The organism is Streptosporangium sp. H13245 (assembly GCF_055690525.1).
In genome coordinates, this window is record NZ_JBSZKT010000001.1 from 93,944 (window position 1) to 111,376 (window position 17,433).

Annotated in this window: 18 protein-coding genes and 1 pseudogene; 5 read left to right on the top strand and 14 right to left on the bottom strand. The window is 69.0% G+C overall.

Features of this window, described 5'->3' with window-relative positions; translation table 11 throughout:
- Positions 1–29: 29 nt before the first annotated feature.
- The 4 genes and pseudogenes from ACW9TB_RS00440 to ACW9TB_RS00455 all read left to right on the top strand — a co-directional run bounded on the left by ACW9TB_RS00440 (position 30) and on the right by ACW9TB_RS00455 (position 3,691).
- Complete coding sequence (locus ACW9TB_RS00440) at positions 30–866, top strand: MerR family transcriptional regulator (protein WP_472745884.1); 837 nt, start codon at positions 30–32, stop codon at positions 864–866.
- A gap of 322 nt (positions 867–1,188) precedes the next feature.
- Positions 1,189–1,848, top strand: a pseudogene (locus ACW9TB_RS00445) (DUF6891 domain-containing protein).
- 152 nt (positions 1,849–2,000) lie between these two features.
- Complete coding sequence (locus tag ACW9TB_RS00450; RefSeq protein ID WP_472745885.1) at positions 2,001–2,561, top strand: RNA polymerase sigma factor; 561 nt, start codon at positions 2,001–2,003, stop codon at positions 2,559–2,561.
- The gene (locus ACW9TB_RS00455) at positions 2,558–3,691 is read left to right on the top strand and encodes a CU044_5270 family protein (protein WP_472745886.1); all 1,134 of its coding nucleotides are present in this window, start codon (positions 2,558–2,560) and stop codon (positions 3,689–3,691) included. Before ACW9TB_RS00450 ends, ACW9TB_RS00455 begins: the two co-directional genes overlap by 4 nt.
- Positions 3,692–3,996: 305 nt before the next feature.
- On the opposite strand, the gene ACW9TB_RS00460 is transcribed toward ACW9TB_RS00455, so the two are convergent.
- The 9 genes from ACW9TB_RS00460 to msrA all read right to left on the bottom strand — a co-directional run bounded on the left by ACW9TB_RS00460 (position 3,997) and on the right by msrA (position 9,459).
- Positions 3,997–4,890 carry an SDR family NAD(P)-dependent oxidoreductase gene (locus tag ACW9TB_RS00460; protein WP_472745887.1) on the bottom strand — a complete coding sequence of 298 codons (894 nt, stop codon included), beginning with the start codon at positions 4,888–4,890 and terminating at the stop codon, positions 3,997–3,999.
- Positions 4,891–5,104: 214 nt separating this feature from the next.
- Positions 5,105–5,683, bottom strand: a complete 579-nt coding sequence (locus ACW9TB_RS00465; protein ID WP_472745888.1) for a TetR/AcrR family transcriptional regulator — start codon at positions 5,681–5,683, stop codon at positions 5,105–5,107.
- Positions 5,684–5,757: 74 nt separating this feature from the next.
- Positions 5,758–6,174, bottom strand: a complete 417-nt coding sequence (locus ACW9TB_RS00470; protein ID WP_472745889.1) for a type II toxin-antitoxin system VapC family toxin — start codon at positions 6,172–6,174, stop codon at positions 5,758–5,760.
- Positions 6,171–6,473 (bottom strand): hypothetical protein, encoded by a 303-nt coding sequence (locus tag ACW9TB_RS00475; protein WP_472745890.1) that lies wholly within the window; start codon positions 6,471–6,473, stop codon positions 6,171–6,173. Before ACW9TB_RS00475 ends, ACW9TB_RS00470 begins: the two co-directional genes overlap by 4 nt.
- Before the next feature lie 35 nt (positions 6,474–6,508).
- Positions 6,509–6,664 carry a hypothetical protein gene (locus ACW9TB_RS00480; RefSeq protein WP_472745891.1) on the bottom strand — a complete coding sequence of 52 codons (156 nt, stop codon included), beginning with the start codon at positions 6,662–6,664 and terminating at the stop codon, positions 6,509–6,511.
- Between the two features lie 114 nt (positions 6,665–6,778).
- Positions 6,779–7,135, bottom strand: coding sequence for a hypothetical protein (locus ACW9TB_RS00485; protein ID WP_472745892.1), 357 nt, complete (start codon positions 7,133–7,135; stop codon positions 6,779–6,781).
- Positions 7,132–7,602, bottom strand: coding sequence for a hypothetical protein (locus ACW9TB_RS00490; protein ID WP_472745893.1), 471 nt, complete (start codon positions 7,600–7,602; stop codon positions 7,132–7,134). The genes ACW9TB_RS00485 and ACW9TB_RS00490 overlap by 4 nt, the downstream gene beginning before the upstream one ends.
- 265 nt (positions 7,603–7,867) lie before the next feature.
- Entirely contained in the window at positions 7,868–8,452 is a 585-nt protein-coding gene (locus ACW9TB_RS00495) for an HD domain-containing protein (RefSeq protein ID WP_472745894.1), read from the bottom strand.
- Positions 8,453–8,796: 344 nt separating this feature from the next.
- Positions 8,797–9,459 carry a peptide-methionine (S)-S-oxide reductase MsrA gene (gene msrA / locus ACW9TB_RS00500; protein WP_472745895.1) on the bottom strand — a complete coding sequence of 221 codons (663 nt, stop codon included), beginning with the start codon at positions 9,457–9,459 and terminating at the stop codon, positions 8,797–8,799.
- A 136-nt stretch (positions 9,460–9,595) separates the two neighbouring features.
- On the opposite strand from msrA, the gene rarD reads away from it, so the two are divergent.
- Entirely contained in the window at positions 9,596–10,516 is a 921-nt protein-coding gene (rarD, locus tag ACW9TB_RS00505; RefSeq protein WP_472745896.1) for an EamA family transporter RarD, read from the top strand.
- 5 nt (positions 10,517–10,521) lie between these two features.
- On the opposite strand, the gene ACW9TB_RS00510 is transcribed toward rarD, so the two are convergent.
- The 5 genes from ACW9TB_RS00510 to nuoL all read right to left on the bottom strand — a co-directional run bounded on the left by ACW9TB_RS00510 (position 10,522) and on the right by nuoL (position 17,393).
- Positions 10,522–10,923: a MarR family winged helix-turn-helix transcriptional regulator gene (locus ACW9TB_RS00510; protein WP_472745897.1), complete on the bottom strand. Its 402-nt coding sequence runs from the start codon at positions 10,921–10,923 to the stop codon at positions 10,522–10,524.
- 419 nt (positions 10,924–11,342) lie between these two features.
- Positions 11,343–12,347 (bottom strand): polyprenyl synthetase family protein, encoded by a 1,005-nt coding sequence (locus ACW9TB_RS00515; protein ID WP_472745898.1) that lies wholly within the window; start codon positions 12,345–12,347, stop codon positions 11,343–11,345.
- A gap of 14 nt (positions 12,348–12,361) precedes the next feature.
- A complete protein-coding gene (gene nuoN / locus ACW9TB_RS00520; protein ID WP_472745899.1) occupies positions 12,362–13,912 on the bottom strand; it encodes an NADH-quinone oxidoreductase subunit NuoN in 1,551 nt (516 codons plus the stop codon).
- Positions 13,909–15,531 carry an NADH-quinone oxidoreductase subunit M gene (locus ACW9TB_RS00525; RefSeq protein WP_472745900.1) on the bottom strand — a complete coding sequence of 541 codons (1,623 nt, stop codon included), beginning with the start codon at positions 15,529–15,531 and terminating at the stop codon, positions 13,909–13,911. The genes nuoN and ACW9TB_RS00525 overlap by 4 nt, the downstream gene beginning before the upstream one ends.
- Positions 15,531–17,393 (bottom strand): NADH-quinone oxidoreductase subunit L, encoded by a 1,863-nt coding sequence (gene nuoL / locus ACW9TB_RS00530; RefSeq protein ID WP_472746515.1) that lies wholly within the window; start codon positions 17,391–17,393, stop codon positions 15,531–15,533. Before nuoL ends, ACW9TB_RS00525 begins: the two co-directional genes overlap by 1 nt.
- Between the last annotated feature and the right edge of the window lie 40 nt (positions 17,394–17,433).

Genomic DNA, 17,433 nt, shown 5'->3' on the forward strand with positions numbered 1-17,433 from the left:
AGGGACAAGGTCAAGCATGAGAGGTCAAAATGTGGCGGATCGGACAACTGGCGCGCATGGCCGGCGTCTCGGAACGCACCCTGCGCCACTACGACAAGACCGGGCTGCTCGTGCCCGCCGCGACAGACCGTGCCACCGGCTACCGCTGGTACGGCGTGGCCGAGCTGTCCCGGCTCGAACGCATCCGCGCGCTGCGGCGCCTCGGCCTGCCGCTGCGCCGGATCGCCGACCTGCTGGAGGCTCCCGAGGCACAGGTGCGGCAGGCCGTGGCCGAGACCCTGGCGAGCATCCGGCGTGACATCACCGCCCTGGCCACGACCGCGGCCCACGCGGAGGACCACCTCGCGACGCCGATGTCGATCCTGCCGCAGCGGACCACGGTGGGTCCGCGCCGCCTGCGCGTACGCCACCTACGCCTCGATCATCCGGCCGAGCTGACCGGTGTCTGCCCGGCACCGCCCGCGACCCTGCTGACCTGGCTGCGCCGGGACCCGGCCGCTGGACTCACCACGACCACGGAGCGCGGCCGGGAGCGGCCCGGTGAACTCGCCACGGCGACGCCCACGGAGCACGGATTCGCGGTGGCGGTGACCACGGACCACGGCGGGGAGCAGCTCGTCCTGCCCGCCCGCACCGTCGTACGCGCCGTCGTCCCGCCCGTCGGCGTGGTCCAGGCCGGGCGGGAACTGTTCGGCTGGCTGGACCGCCACCGCATGGACATCGCCGGTCCCAACGTGGAGGAGCACCTCATGGACGCCGACGGCACGCGGGCCACCATCCTGGAGATCCCCGTACACGGGACCTCGTGGACACCGGTGACACGCGGAGATCCCCGCCCGGCGATCCATGGTCAGGATGAGGGATGACCCCCTCCTCACCGGCCGCCCGCGAACTGGTCATCTGTCGGTCCCCTGTGCCAGGGTGACCGGCATGTTCGCGATCACCGTACTGACAGAGGACGGTCACCGGCACGTCCGGGCAGGCGCCGGGAAACTCACCGAGCTGGTCGACCGGCTGGGCGGTCAGGGCGACAGGTTCCTGGTCGTCCAGCGGATTCCCGACCTCCCCGAGGTCTTCGTCCAGGTATGGCACGAGGACGGCGGCGACTACGAGCTGGAACACCGCGACGGGGCAGCCGACCGGCACTTCCGGACGACACTCGACGGACCCGTACCGGTGATCGCGGCCATGACCCGCTGGGCGGGCCGGGAGGACGGCTGGGACTCCGGACTGAGGTGGACCTCATTGGGCCTGGACCTCCCCGAACCTCCGCCCCCTCTCGAACTCGACGAGGACGAGCGCGGGAGGCTCGACGCGCGCGTCCGCGAGGTGATCCTGGGCGGTTACGCGACGCGGGCACAGCTGACCGAGATCGCGCGGGACTACCTGGTGTCGGGGAACCGTAGGCCGGTCTCTCCCGAACAGGCACGCCAGTTGGTGGACCGGATGTGGCTGGAACGCGTCGAGGAGCAGAGCTCCTGGGCGGGAGAGACGGACCCGGAATGACTCGGCCGGGCCTTCACCGCCCTGGAGGCCACGGGCATCACGGCGAGGGAGAACTTCACCTGCTGCCGTACCTGCGGCCAGGCGGAGATCGGAGCGGCGGGCTCACCGGACGCCCGGGGCTTCGTCTACTTCCACACCCAGTGCACGGACTCGGCCGCGGCCGGACACGGGATGTCGCTCCTGTACGGCGGGTTCGACGGTTCACCGGACACGACGGCGTCCATCGGCCGGGAGATCGTGGCCGCGCTCGGGGAGACCGGCCTGCCGGTCGAGTGGAACGGCGATCCCGGGCAGACCATCACCGTCACCCCCCTCGACTGGCGCAAACGCCTCACCGGCTGACCGCGAAGATCATCGCCGTACGCGAACAAACACGGCCGAGAGGGTCCGCGACACCAGACCAAAAGGTGATTTGTAGTTATTTGTAACACTTGAGGGCCTCAGCCCACTTCCTGGTGTTGAAGCAATTACCCGGGACGAAGGGGGGCCAGGCGGTGACGGACGACTCACAGCGGTTCACCACGATGTACGACGAGTGCCGACAGCGGGTCTGGGCCTACGTGGTCAGCCAGGCGGGCAGGCAGATCGCCGACGAGGTGGTGAGCGAGACGTTCGCGATCGCCTGGCGGCGGTTCGACGACATACCGGAGCCCGCCCTGCCGTGGCTGCTCGGCGTGGCCCGCAACGTGCTGCGTGACAACATCCGCGCCGGAATCCGGCGCGAGTCGCTCGCCGGTGAGCTGCGCGCGTGGACGGAGGAGGACCACGCCGAGCTGCGCACAGGGACGGAGGAGGACCACGCCGACCAGGTGGCCGAACGCCTCGCCGTGATGACCGCGCTCGCCTCGCTGAACCAGGACGAACGCGAGCTGCTCATCCTGGTGGCCTGGCAGGGGCTCTCACCGCGCGACGCGGCACGCGTCATCGGATGTTCCGCCGCGACCTTCCGGGTGCGGCTCCACCGGGCCCGCAAACGGCTGGTCCAGGCGATGACGTCGCCACCGGCGGTCCGTCCCCGTACCCGGGTGCGCAATCTCAGTGAGGAGTGGTCATGAACCCGATGGACCAGCTACGGGCGGCCCGCCCGGCCCATCTCGACACCCCGGCCGACGAGCGGACCCGGGCCGCCGAACTCTCCTACGCCATGTCCCGGACCAGGCCGGCGCGGACCCGCAGGACCGGCGTCCCCAGGCCCGTGTGGGCACTCGGCCTGGCGAGCGTGACCGCGGCCACCGCCGTCGCCGTGACGATCACCGCGACCGGCGGCACGACACCGGTCCCGAGCTCCCCGGCCGTCGCCCGGGACGAGCAGCCGGTGACGCGGTTGTCGGCCAAGCAGATCCTCCTCGTCGCGGCCGAGTCGTCACTCAAGGCCCGGCAGGGCAGCGGGGCCTACTGGTACGTCGAGAGGACGAGCGGCAACGCCCAGCAGGTGGGCACCAAGACGCACTACACGGTGAACAGCCTGGGCCGCAGCCGGACATGGATCGCCCGCTCGCCGAAGCGGGAGAGCTGGTGGGTGTCCCAGGACCTCGGCACCAAGCCCGCCCCCGGCTCGGAGGCCGCCTGGAAGCAGGACGGCTCCCCGGACAGGTGGACGGTGACCATAACCAAGAACGCCGACACCAAGGCACGCCTGACCGTCGAGGCCAAGGGCAACAAGCCCTTCGGCAACACGATCAACCTGGGCGACAAGATTGCCGACCTGGCCGGTGAGAACGTCTCGGTGGCCGAGCTCCAGGCTCTCCCCACGACCGCGGCCGGGCTGAAGGAGTACCTGCTCAAGAGGTACGAGGGGCACGGCACCGAGTCCGACGAGCCGCAGGACGCCGACTCCTGGCTCTTCCAGGTGACCGCGGGCCTGCTGAGCGACATGCCCGTCAAGCCCGCCGTCCGGGCCGCGGCCTACCAGGTGCTCGCCGGACTGGACGGCGTACGGTCGCTGGGTGAGGTGACCGACGCGCTGGACCGCAGGGGCCACGGCGTCGCGCGGACCGAGACGTGGCCCACCGGCGAGTTCGAACGGCAGCTCATCGTCGACCCGCGGACCGGCATCCTGCTGACGGACCGGTTCGTGGCCGTCGCCCCGACCGGAACCTACGACTGGGCGAAGCCGGGCACCATCGTCAACTGGAACGCGACCGTCAAGGCCGAATGGACCGACCAAAAGCCAATCAAACCGTAACAACCAACGGCCCCAACAGGGACAGCACTCCCAACGAGGGCGGCACTCCCAACGAGGGCGGGCGACCGCGGGCATGAGCCGCGGTCGCCCTTCCGTCATGCCACCGGACCGCCGAGCCGCCAAGCCACCGGACCACCAGCCCGCTCCCCACTCCCCACTCCCCGCTCGTACGCCGTCATCGTCCCGCCGAGGAGCGGCACCGGGCCGGTGAGCACCTGATCCCGGCCCAGCGGAACCACCTCCCGGTCGGCGTACCCGATGCTGGAGCGAGGGCGACGACGGGCGGCCTGGCCTGGCGGTTCACCTCATGCGATCACGTCGGCAGGCGCAGCGAGCGGGGCCAGTCGCCGACTGAGCCTGAGGACGGCCTCGGCCGTTCGCGGGTCGGCGGCCGGGGCGAAGGGGACGACAGGACGGACCTCGGGCCCGATGACCAGGCCGGTCCGCCCGTCGAGTGAGGCATCGGCCGCGGCGAGGATCGACGGCCGTGCCGCCAGCGACGCGGAGCCGGAGGTGGCGCGCTCGAAGGTTCGCCGGACCAGCGGCCAGAGCAGCCGCAGCCCCGGCGAGACGATCCTGGATGACCGCATGGTGCCGTCGGTCATCTCGGTGGCCGCGCCGCCCGGATCGGCCGCGAAGACCGAGATGCCGGTGCCTCGCAACCGCTCCGCCAGATCCAGCGTGTAGGCGAGGTTGGCGAGCTTCGCCCGTCCGTACCAGTGGAAGCCGTAGTAGCCGCCCGGCGGTTCGACGGCACCGAAGGAGCGTTTGGCGACCCGGACCGACCCCGAGGTGACGTTCACGATCCGGCTCGGCCCTCCGGCCCGAAGCGGTTCCAGCAGCAGTTCGGTCAGCAGGTACGGGGAAAGGTGATTCACGGCGAACGACGCCTCGATCCCGTCCACCGTCCGCTGCCGGTCCACGAACATCGCCCCGACGTTGTTGACCAGAACGTTCAGAGGCCCCTCCCCTGCGAGACGGGTCGCGAGCGCTCGTACGGCACCGAGCGAGGCGAGGTCCGCGGCGACGAACCTCGCCTCCGGACCGATCGCCACCGCGTCGATCCGCTCGACCGCGCGGGCGCCCCGCTCGGCGTTCCGGCCCACCACGGTCACCGCGTAACCCATCGCCGCCAAGCCCATCGCGGTCTCCAGGCCGATCCCCCCGGTCCCCGCCGTCACCACAGCCCGTTTCTCCATGCCCCTCCCCTTCCCCAGCGGATACCTATCCGTTTTTCAGGTCGCATCACAGCATAAGCGGATAGCTATCCGATTAGGAAGGTCGAGCATGCGGCGAACTTCCGGGCGGGGAGTTCCGGATCTCCGTCAACAGGGCTGACGCAGCCCCTCGATGAGGTCCCGAACCGCTGTCAGCGCGGTCGGCGCGGACCCTCAAGGAGATCCCAGACCGCCGTCAGCGCGGAGGGCGCAGCCCTTGGAGGAGAACGTCGAGGTAGATCTCCGCACGCCTGGCGTCATCGTCGCCGGAGCGGACCGCGTGCTCGATACCGCAGACCAGGCGGCGGACATCGTCCGCCTCGATGCCATCCCGGATGGCTCCCGTACGGCGAGCGCGGTCAAGCAGTTCCGCGACGGCACGGTCAAGCTCGGCCTTCATCGCCGAGGTCCGCGCGTCGGCGTCGCTGGCGGATCCGAGCACCGCCGCAAACCCGGCGTCGTCCAGCGCGCGTCCGAGAGTGAAACGCAGGAGGCGGTGCAGACCCGCGAGCGAGTCCTCGTCGGCCGCCGCGGCCTGCGCCTCATGGACAAGCTGCTGGAAGCGTTCCGCCAGCAGTGCTTCCAGCAGCGCGTGCCGGTTGGGGAAGTGCCGGTAGACGGTCCCGACGCCCACTCCCGCGAGCCGGGCGATGGTGTTCAGCATGAGCGAGTCGTCACCCGCGGCCAGCTGCTCCCTGGCGACCCGCAACACCCGTGCGCGGTTACGCGCGGCGTCCGCACGCAACGCCGTCCCCCGCTCAGCACTGGGTGTCACGGGCTCAGCCTAACGGCCCGCCGGTCAAGCACCACGCGGCGCCGAGCCGACGCCCGGCCGCCTCACGAGCGGTCTCAGACATGGACCACCTCCACGGTTTTCCCGCACAGTTTGCCCATGTCGTCCTCATCAGATGTCAGAACGACGACCGGCCGCACCGAACGCAGTGCGGTAGCCGCGACCACGGCGTCGATGGCGTACTTGTGACCGTGCAGACGTGCGTCTCGTAGAAGCTCGATCGCCCGTGACGAGATGTCCTCGGTCACAGGCTCGATCTTCAAGCGCGACAGATACCACCTGAGACGATCGCTTCTGACGCGAACATCCTGCGCCTCGATCGGCGTCATCGCGCTGACCACAACCCGAAAGTCGTTGTCCTGGGCCTCCCGCACGAACGCGGTCACCCGCCGGTCGGCCTCACACCACTTCACGAGCCCCTCGCAGTCAAGGACCACAGTGCCCGCGCTCAGCCTGCTCCGTGCGCGCGTCACCCGTCCTCCTCCCGGAGTTCGGGTCGGAGTTCGGGCGCCGACCTGACGCGACGGAACAGCGCCGCCGCCTCGTCACGCAAGGACTGCGGGATCGGCCCGGAGGCGTCCTCGTTCGCCTGGAGGGCCTCTTCCAGGAGATCCCGCTCGATCTGGCGCTCCACGGCGGCATCAACATAGGCGGAGAACCCACGGGCTCCGACCCGCTCTCTGACGGCGCGGATGTTACCCGTTCTCAGGGACACACTGACCTTGGCGGCCGGCCCGTCTCCCGGAGCGAACTCTCGCTCAGGCACACTCATGAAGCTATCTTACTACTCGAAGTAGCAAAAATCGGTTACATCCTGCGCGAGACCTCAACCACTAAGCGTAGCCACGCCTCGCCGGAGGTCAGGCCGACCGGGCAGGAGCCCTCGGCGTCGCCGATTCCGCAGTAGCCGCCGGAGTTCTTGCACAGGTACTGCCGGTGGTAGCGGTTCGATTCAGGCGACAAATCATGCTCCTCGCCTCGATCCGGCGCGCGGCACGACCAGCCATGTCGGCGTCGATGATCCCGGGTTTAACCCGCTTGGCCTGCACGTCTGTCATCACGACACCATCTTCGGCCTCAGGCATCAGTGTCTTTCGGGTGGCGGGGTGATGCGTAGACGACCCAGACGGTGCGGGTGATGTCATCGATGGCATAGCGTACGCGCCCGCCACTGGTGACCTCGAACTCCCACTGCTCCAGATCCTGTCCACTGTGGCGATGAGTCGCGAGGTCGCCCCGTAGGCGGTGCTGGCGCTCGTGATCTGCCCGTGAGCGTGGATCGGCGCGCAGAGCCTCCAGGCATCGGCGCGTGTTGGCCAAGGCGTGACGGCACGGTTCCTCCCAGCCCTTGACCGCGTCACCGGTGCCGAACCGGATATCCCATTCCTCGTCAGGGGGCGGGACGGTGACCCGGTCTCCACGTTTCGGACTCACGCCGAAACCTCCACCGGCCCGAAGTCGCCGCTTGTGGCCTTGCGTGCCTGGGCGTAGCGCGCGGGGTCGGCCTTGATCCGAGCGGTTGCCCGCCAGCCCGTGATGACTTCCTGCGTGGTGACGTCGACATCCAGTTCCGCGGCGTCGGAGAGCGCCTCGACCAACTCCAGGGCGAAGGCACGCAGTTCGGAAGAGGTGAGGTGGCGGACCCAGGGGAAGACCTCGGGCATGGCGATGACCAGCGTGCGGGCGGTCGGATCGTGCTTGATGAAGGCGAGGAGCAGGCGGGATGCCGTGGCCAGCGTCTGCTCGCGCTGTTCCTCACGGTCGGCGGCGGTCAGGTAGAAGTCCGGGGCATCGCGGTGAGTGACACGTACCCGACCGAGGCGCGCGGCGCGTTCGGCGACGGCTCGGGGGTTTCTCGACAGGTCCGAGAAGGTGACGGCGTCAGCGTTGCTGGTGTTCACCCCACCATCGTAAGTCAGAACACATTCTGACAGACGGTGAACCACGGGGAGAGTGCCATGCCGTCGAACCACCGGCGACCGTGTGCGACTCGCCGTGGACTCCCCGAACTCCAACTCGTGAACGTGCCGGGCTCCGGCGAGCAGCGTGTCGTACCCCCAGAACGTCGCACTCGGCACCCAAGAGGGCTCGCGAAGTGAGTCCGGTCGTGCCCAGCGAGGCGAGTCGCAGCCGCGCGAGCCGGAGAGAACTCGGCCTCGATGAGCGTCAGGTGTCTCGGTCGCCATTGAGGGCGCGGGTCACCCACTCCAGCGAGCCCGTGCGAAGCGCCTCGTCCGCGAGGCGCTTCGCGGACACCGTCTTCAGTGCGGCGAGTGAGCTGTCGATCCACGGCTGGACATTCTGGTGGCCCTGCTCGCGGTACTCGATGGCCTGGATCAGGCATTCGAGCTTGTCGGCATCACGGGCGCAGATGGCTTCAAGGCTGACTTTCTCCTCGTACTCACCGACCGCGCCGCTCACCATCTCCGCCACCGGCTCCGGAACACCGCGCACCTGGTCGGCGGTGACCTCCTCGTTCGGCGCCGCCTTCAGATACCGCTTGCCGATGTAGTGGATGTCGGTGACGCGAGTTTCCTGTGTGTCGTGGAACAGGCTCATGAACGCCGCACGCTCGGGATTGCCACCCTCCAACGCCGTGATCACACTCGCGATGATCGCCGTCCGGAACGAGTGATCGGCGACGCTCTCGGGATCCCGTACCCCCGCGACCAGCCAGCCGGTGCGCTTGTAGCGCTTGAGCAGCCCGATCTCGTACAGCAGGCCCGTCAGCTTCGACAGTTCCTCCGCCATGGAAGTCCCCTCTCACCCCTCGGTGGATCATGCGCAGAGCGTAGATGACCGCCTCCGGCTCCCGCCGGAACCGCGGCGACGCGGTGGCCCCTCGCCCAGGGTACGGACGGCCGCATCTCTGAGAGCATCCATGCTCTGGGTGTCCAGCGCCGGGTCGATCACCAAAGCTCAGGCCGCCTGGACGGCGCCGCTGTCCGGACACGCCCGCTGAACCGACTGAAGTGGCCGCCCGACGTACGCGGGACGCCCCGCTGTGACACCTGTCGCCGAAAATGCCTCTGGCCCAAGATCGACACCGGATGTTCCGGGTGATCAAGGGCCAGGATCTGGTCAGGTCCGTAAGACTACGCCTCGCCGGAGGTCAGGCCGATCGGACATGACACCCCGGTGCCCCCGATGCCGCAGTAGCCGTTCGGGTTCTTGTGGAGATACTGCTGGTGGTAGTCCTCGGCGTAGTAGTAGTCACCCGCCGGGGCGATCTCGGTGGTGATGGGGCCGTAGCCTGACTCGGTGAGCACCTTCTGGTAGGCGTCGCGCGAGGTCAGGGCCGACTTCTCCTGCTCGGGTGAGTTGAAGTAGATCGCCGAACGATACTGCGTGCCGACGTCGTTGCCCTGGCGCATGCCCTGGGTGGGGTTGTGGGCCTCCCAGAAGACGCGCAGCAGCTCCTCGTACGAGACCCTGGTGGGGTCGAAGACGACGCGGACGAGCTCGGTGTGGCCGGTCTGGCCGGTGCAGACCTCCTCGTAGGTCGGGTTCTGGGTGTAGCCACCCGCGTAGCCGACCGAGGTGGAGACCACGCCCGGGGTCTGCCAGAAGATGCGCTCGGCGCCCCAGAAACAGCCGAGGCCGAAGTCGGCGATCTCGCTTCCCTCGGGGTACGGCGGAGCGAGCGGGGCGTCGAGGACCGCGTGGCGGCCGGGTGCCGTGATCCGTGTGGGGCGGCCCGGGAGCGCGTTCTCCGGGGACACCATCGTCGTCTTGTCCTTGCCGAACAGCCAGCCCATTGTGAACCTCCTCCTGACACGTTCTCATCAGGAGGCAACCGCGGGCGACCCTCCCGTGTTCCCGTAAGGGTCTCTTAACAGAGTGGAAAGTACTACTAAATTGTATTAAATCAAGTAAGCAGCGAAGATGGGCAACATGCCTGAAACGCGCCGTGGGGTCCTGTACGGCATCGCCGCCTACACCATGTGGGGCCTGTTCCCGCTGTACTGGCCGCTCCTGAAGCCCTCGGCCGCCCTGGAGATCCTGGCCCACCGCATCGCGTGGTCCCTGGTCGCCGTCGTCGCCATCCTGGCGGTACGGCGCCACTGGTCATGGTTCCGCGCACTCCTGCGCACCCCGCGAAAGCTCGGTCTCCTCGTACTGGCAGCGATGATCATCACGGTCAACTGGGGCGTCTACATCTACGCCGTCAACAGCGGGCACGTGGTCGAGGGCGCGCTCGGCTACTTCATCAACCCGCTGGTCAGCGTGCTCTTCGGGGTGTTGCTGCTGAAGGAGCGGCTGCGGCGGTGGCAGTGGGTCGCGGTGGGGCTGGGCACGGTGGCGGTGGTCATCCTCGCCGTCGACTACGGGCGTCCGCCGTGGATCGCGCTGGTGCTGGCCGTCAGCTTCGGCACGTACGGACTGGTCAAGAAGATCGCCGGGGTGGGCGCGGTGGAGAGCATGACGGTCGAGACGCTGGTGCTGCTGCTGCCCGCGCTGGGCTACCTGCTCTTTCTGGGACAGCAGGGGACGAGCACGTTCGGCGACGCGGGGGCGGGCCACGCGTTGCTGCTGGCCGGGGCGGGTGTGGTCACCGCCGTCCCGCTGCTCTGCTTCACCGCCTCCGCGATCCGGATACCGCTCACCACGATCGGCCTGCTGCAGTACATCGCGCCGATACTGCAGTTCCTGTGCGGCGTGTTCGTCATGCGGGAGGTCATGCCGCCCAGCCGCTGGCTGGGGTTCGGCGTCATCTGGCTGGCGCTGTCGGTCTTCACCTGGGACAGCCTCCGGACGGCCGCCCAGGCCCGCCGGACGGCCCTCAGGGCCGTTCCGGTGGAGGAACCGGTATAAACCGGTCAGGAGCCGCGTACGGCGAGGACGAGGGGGCTGAGGTCCGGGTCGACGCCGGCCTGCTCCAGGGCCGCGGCCAGGGAGCGCTCGTAGGTGGGCGTGGCCTCGGCCAGGCGGGCGCGTCCCTCGTCGGTGATCAGCGAGAAGACGCCCCGTCGGTCGTCCGAGCAGAGGTCGCGCCGGGTCATTCCGGCCTCCTCAAGACGGGCGACGAGACGGGTCACCGAGCTCTGGTTGAGCCCCACCGCCTCGGCGAGCTCCTGCATGCGCATGCAGCCGCCGGGGACGGTGGCGAGCCGTCCCAGCGCGCGGTACTCCGACAGGCCGAGGCCGTGCCCGCGCTGGAGGGCCTTGGTCAACTCCGCCTCCACGCGCGCGTGCAAGAGGGCGAAACGGTCCCACGACATGGTGATTCCTCCTGGAGTGTTCTATCGGCAGGAGTCTACATGCACGTACAATCTTTGCTTATACATGCAAGCAACATCGTGGAAGACGTACGAAAAACCGCCCGGCAGGGCGGTGATCATGCCCGCGGTGGCCGGTCCGAACGCTTCACGACGTGGTCGCACAGTGCAAGGCTAACGGTGCCGACCGAAACGCCCTCGACGCGGTCAGCGGTCATGGGTGCCGGGAAAACGGCCTGGCGGAACGCGTACGACGTGGTCACAGGTACCGGGAAAGCGCTGCCGTGCCGAAGGACGCCCACAACGCGGTCACGGTGCCGGGAAAACGGCCCGGTGGAACGCCCGCAACGCGGTCACGGGTGCCGGAACGACCTACGGCGCGGTCGGCGCGGGCCGGGAAAGCGGTACCGGCCACAAAACGATCAGCCGGAACGCTCCACCACGTAGTCGCACAGCGCCAGGTAGGCGGTGCGGGCCGGGATGTCGGGGAGGCTCGCCAGGTCCTCGCGGGCGCGGTCGGCCCAGGCGAGCAGCTCCGCGCGGGCGCGCCCCATCGCGGGGTCGGCGCGGAGCAGGCGCAGGGTCTCCTCGATGTCCTCCTCCGCCACCGGACCGGCCAGCAGCTCGCGCAGGCGGGCACCCTCCGGGGCGTCGGAGCCATCGGCGGCGAGGACGTAGAGCACCGGCAGGGTACGGACGCCCTCGCGCAGGTCGGTTCCGGGCGTCTTGCCCGACTCGACCGTCTCCGAGGCGACGTCCAGCAGGTCGTCGCCGAGCTGCCACGCGACCCCGATGGCCTCGCAGGCCCGGGTCAGCCGCTCGACCACCTCGGGCGAGGCACCGCTGAGCATGGCGCCGAACCGGCCGGAGGTGGCGATCAGCGAGCCGGTCTTGTCGGCCAGCACCCCGATGTAGTGGGCCACCGGGTCGTCGCCGGGGCGGGGGCCGATGGTCTCGCGGATCTGGCCGCGTACCAGGCGGGAGAACGTCTGGGCCTGGATCCTGATGACGTCGGAGCCGAGGTCCGCGAGGATCTCCGACGCCTGGGCGAACAGGTAGTCGCCGGTCAGGATGGCCACGGTGTTGTCCCAGCGGGCGTTCGCCGACGGGGAGCCCCGGCGGACCGGGGCCTCGTCCATCACGTCGTCGTGGTAGAGCGTCGCCAGGTGGGTCAGCTCGATCACCACGGCTCCGGGCACCACGCCCGCGGCCTCCGGCGAGCCGAACTGGGCGGCGAGCAGGACCAGCATGGCCCGGAACCTCTTGCCGCCGGCCTCGATGAGGTGCTTGGACGCCTCCGTGACGAAGGCGTCGTCGCTCTGCACCGAGGACCGCAGCAGCTTCTCGACCTCGGCCAGTCCGGTAGCGAGGTCCTGCGCCAGCCGCTCGTCGACAAACGGAAGATCAACAACCGGTGGCGCAGCCATGAAACGTTACTCCTCTAGCGAATGAACAGCGCGGACGCAGCCTGATCCGCGAGATCGAGCACCGGCTGCGGGAAGACCCCGAGCACTACCGTAGCCGCTGCCGCCAGGGCGACCACAGCCGAGGTGCCCACCGTGGGCGCCGCGATGGACGGCCCGTCGGCGGAGGGCTCGCTGAAGAACATCAGCACGATGACGCGGACGTAGAAGAACGCCGCGATCGCCGAGCTGACCACACCCACGACGACCAGGGGCAGGGCGTCACCGGCGACCGCCGCCGAGAAGACGGCGTACTTGCCGAAGAAGCCGCTCGTGAGCGGGATGCCCGCGAACGCCAGCAGGAAGAAGGCGAAGATGCCCGCCAGAATCGGGGAGCGCTTGCCCAGACCGGCCCACCGGGACAGGTGCCCGGCCTCGCCGCCCGCGTCGCGGACCATGGTGACGACCGCGAAGGCGCCGACCGTGGTGAAGCCGTACGCGGCCAGGTAGAACAGGATGGCCGAGAGGGCCTGCGCGTTCTGCTCGGCGGCGCCGATCGCGACGACACCGGTGAGCAGGAAGCCCGCGTGCGCGATCGAGGAGTAGGCGAGCATCCGCTTGATCTCGGTCTGGGTGATGGCCAGGATCGCGCCGACGATCATCGTCAGGATCGCGACGCCCCACATGACCGGCTTCCAGTTCCACTCAAGCCCGCCCAGAGCCACCCAGAAGACCCTCAGAACGGCCCCAAAGGCCGCGACGAGGACGGTGGAGGCCATAAGGGCGGTGACCGCGGTGGGCGCGCCCTGGTAGACGTCAGGCTTCCACGCCTGGAACGGCGCGGCCCCGATCTTGAAGAGCAGGCCGATGCCGAGCAGCGCGGTGCCGATCAGCAGCAGCGTCTCCTGGCCGCTCACCGCGCTGAGCGCGGCGTTGATGGCCCCCAGGTCCACCGACCCGGCGTAGCCGTAGACCAGGGCCATCCCGTACAGGAAGAAGGCCGAGGAGAACGCGCCGAGCAGGAAGTACTTGACCGAGGCCTCCTGCGAGAGCAGGCGGCGACGGCGAGCCAGGCCACAGAGCAGGTACAGCGGCAGGGACATGACCTCAAGGCCGACGAACATGATCAGCAGGTCGTTGGCGGAGGCGAAGAGCAGCATGCCGCCGACCGAGAACAGCAGCAGCGGGTAGACCTCGGTCTGGGCGTAGCCGCTGAGGATCGCCTCCTCCTCGTCGGGGCTGCCCGGCACCGCCGCCGCCTGCGCGACGAACTGCTCCTCGTCGTTGATCAGGAGCGTGCTGACCAGGGCGAGGACGAGGATGATGCCCCAGATGAACAGGGACGGCCCGTCCACCGCGACCGAGCCCATCGCCGCCGCGGCGTCCGGCAGGCCGTTGACGGCGTTGAGGACCGTCATCAGGAACGCGCCGAGCAGGGCGAGCAGCGTGAGCGGCATGTGGATCGACTTGCGCAGGTAGCGGGGCGCGAACGCCTCGACCAGCACACCGACGATGGCCGCGCCGAAGACGAGCAGCATCGGCGAGAGCAGCGCGTACTCGATCACGGGGGGTTGGATGGTGCCGTTCACTCGCCGGCCCCCTTCTGGTCCGCCACGGCGGGTTTGGGTTGTTCGATGTTGATGCTGGTGAGCGTCTTGTCCACCGCGGGGTTGATCACGTCGAGCACCGGCTTGGGGAAGAAGCCCAGGACGAGGAGCACCGCGATCAGCGGGGCCACCACGAACTTCTCACGCCGGTCGAGGTCGGGCAGGGCGAACGCGGGCTTCTTCGGGGCGTCGGCCAGGACCTGCCCCGACTCCTCCGAAGAGTCCGAAGAGTCCGAAGCGGAGGAGGCGGCGACGGGCACGGCGTACGCCACGTTCGGGGCGCCGGTCATCATGCGCTGGTACATCCACAGGACGTAGACGGCCGCCAGGACGACGCCGCTGGTCGCGATGATCGCCGGGACCGGGTAGCGCTCGTAGGTGCCGAGCAGCACCATGAACTCGCTGACGAACGTGGACAGACCCGGCAGGGAGAGCCCGGACAGCCCGGCGATCAGGAAGGTGCCCGCGAGCAGCGGGGCGACCTTCTGCACGCCTCCGTAGTCGGCGATCTGGCTGGAACCCCGGCGGTAGATCAGGAACCCGGCGACCAGGAACAGCGCGCCGGTCGAGAAGCCGTGGTTGACCATGTAGAGGGTGGCGCCCGCGCCCGCGTTCGAGGTCATCGCGAAGACGCCCAGCGCGATGAAGCCGAAGTGCGAGATCGAGGTGTAGGCGATCAGGCGCTTCATGTCGGTCTGGCCGATGGCCACGATCGCGCCGTAGACGATGCCCACGACCGCCAGCACGATCACCAGCGGGGTGAAGAACTTCGACGCCTCGGGGAACAGCTCCAGGCAGAAGCGCAGCATCCCGTACGTGCCGACCTTGTCCAGCACGCCCACCAGCAGCACTGCGGCGCCTGCCGGGGCCTGCGCGGCGGCGTCGGGCAGCCAGGTGTGGAAGGGCCACAGCGGCGCCTTGACCGCGAACGCGATGAAGAAGCCCGCGAAGAGCCACTTCTGCGTGGTCGGGTCCTGAACGGCCGCGATCAGCTCGGGGAACATGAAGGTGTTCTTCCCGGCGACCACGTAGAGCGCGATCACCGCGACCAGCATGAGCAGGCCGCCGAAGAGCGAGTACAGCAGGAACTTCACGGCCGCGTAGGACCGCTGCGCCCCGCCGTACGACCCGATCATGAAGTACATCGGGATGAGCATCGCCTCGAAGAAGACGTAGAAGAGGAAGACGTCGGTCGCCGCGAAGACGCCGATCATCATCGCCTCCAGCACCAGCAGCAGCGCGAAGTACGTCTTCACCGACCGCTTGGGCGGGGCCGCGGCCCCGGAGCCGTCGGCGTCGTGCCAGGAGGCGAGGATCACGATCGGCACGAGCACGGCCGAGAGCGCGATCAGCACCAGGGCGATGCCGTCGACGCCGACGCCGTAGTGGACGCCGAAGCGCGGGATCCAGTCGTAGACCTCGGCGAACTGGAAGCGCGTCTCGGAGGCCGGGTCGAACTGGACCGCCAGGACGACGGTCAGCGCGAGCACGACCAGCGAGACCACCAGGGCCAGCTGCTTGGCGAGCTTGTCACTCTTGACAAGGGAGACACCCACCGCGCCCAGAACGGGCACGGCCATCAGGGTCGAGAGCCAGGGCATCACATGTTCCCTACGTAGAGCAGCGCGCCAACGACCACGGCGGCACCGAAGAGGATGGACAACGCGTAGGACCGCACGTATCCGGTCTGGATGCGGCGCAGCCGCCCGGAGGTCCCGCCGATCCCCGCCGCCAGGCCGTTGACCAGGCCGTCGATGCCGCGGTTGTCGAAGAACACCGCGATGCGGGCCAGCCACTGGCCGGGGCGCATGAACAGCGCCTCGTTCAGCGCGTCGCCGTACAGGTCACGGCGGGCGAAGGTGGTGAGGAACGAGCCGCGCGGGGCGACCGCGGGCACCTCGGCGGCACCGTAGCGGAACCAGGCGAAGGCGACACCGGCGGCGACCAGCGCGAGCGTGGCCAGGCCGGGGACGCTGAAGGGGTGGAAGCCGGGGAGCTCCTCGGGCAGGCCCACCGCCGGGGCGAGGAACCTCATGAGCCGGTTGTCCAGGACCAGGAAGGCGCCCAGGACGATCGAGCCGATCGAGAGCAGGATGAGCGGCACGGTCATCACCGAGGGCGACTCGTGCGGGTGCGCGTCGTCGGCCCAGCGCTTCTTGCCGAAGAACGTCATGAAGACCATCCGCGACATGTAGAAGCCGGTGATGCCCGCGCCCACGACCGCGAGCCAGCCCAGGATCTGGTTGTGCTCCATCGCCGTCTCGATGATGCCGTCCTTGGTGAAGTAACCGGACAGCAGCGGGAAGCCGATGATCGCGAGGTAGCCGACGATGAAGGTGGCCGCGGTGACCTTCATCACCGAGAACAGCCCGCCGTACCTGCGCATGTCGACCTCGTCGTTCATGGCGTGCATGACCGAGCCCGCCCCGAGGAACATGTTGGCCTTGAAGAAGCCGTGCCCGATCAGGTGCGCGATGGCGAAGGCGTAGCCGACCGGGCCGAGGCCCGCGCCGAGCATCATGTAGCCGATCTGCGACATCGTCGAGCCCGCGAGGCCCTTCTTGATGTCGTCCTTGGCGCAACCGATGATCGCACCGGCGAGCAGCGTGGCCACACCGACGATCGTCACGACGAGCTGCGCGGTCGGGGCGGCCTCGAAGAACGCGCCCGAGCGGACGACCAGGTAGACGCCCGCGGTGACCATGGTCGCCGCGTGGATGAGGGCCGAGACCGGGGTCGGGCCCTCCATCGCGTCCAGCAGCCACGACTGCAGCGGCAGCTGGGCCGACTTGCCGCAGGCGCCCAGGAGCAGCAGCAGGCCGATCGCGGTGATCGTGCCCTGCGAGGCGGCGCCGGACTGGATCGCCCCGCTCACGGTCTCACCGGACAGGTCACTGAAGGCGACCGTGCCGAACGTCGTGAAGACCGTGAAGACCGCGATCAGCAGGCCGAAGTCACCGACGCGGTTGACGATGAAGGCCTTCTTGGCCGCGGCCGCCGCCGAGGGCTTGAACTGCCAGAACCCGATGAGCAGGTACGAGGCCAGGCCCACGCCCTCCCAGCCGATGAACAGGGCGACGTAGTTGTCGGCCAGCACCAGCAGGAGCATCGCCGCGACGAACAGGTTCAGGTACGCGAAGAACCTGCGCCGGTCGACGTCGTGCGACATGTAGCCGATCGAGTAGATGTGGATCAGGGATCCCACGCCGGTGATCAGCAGGGCGAAGCTGATCGACAGCGGGTCGATCAGCAGCCCCATGTCGGCGACGCCGGGGATGAACTGGTAGAGCGCGACACCCTGGCGACGCTGGGCGTCGGGCAGGCCGAGGATCTGGACGAAGGCGGCGACCGCCACCACGAAGGCGCCCAGGGACATCGCGACGCCGAGGAGGTGCCCCCAGCGGTCGGTGCGGCGCCCGCCCAGCAACAGGACCGCGGCGCCGAGCAGCGGGAGTGCGATCATGAGCCAGGAGACTCCGATCACGCCCCCGGAATGCTGGATG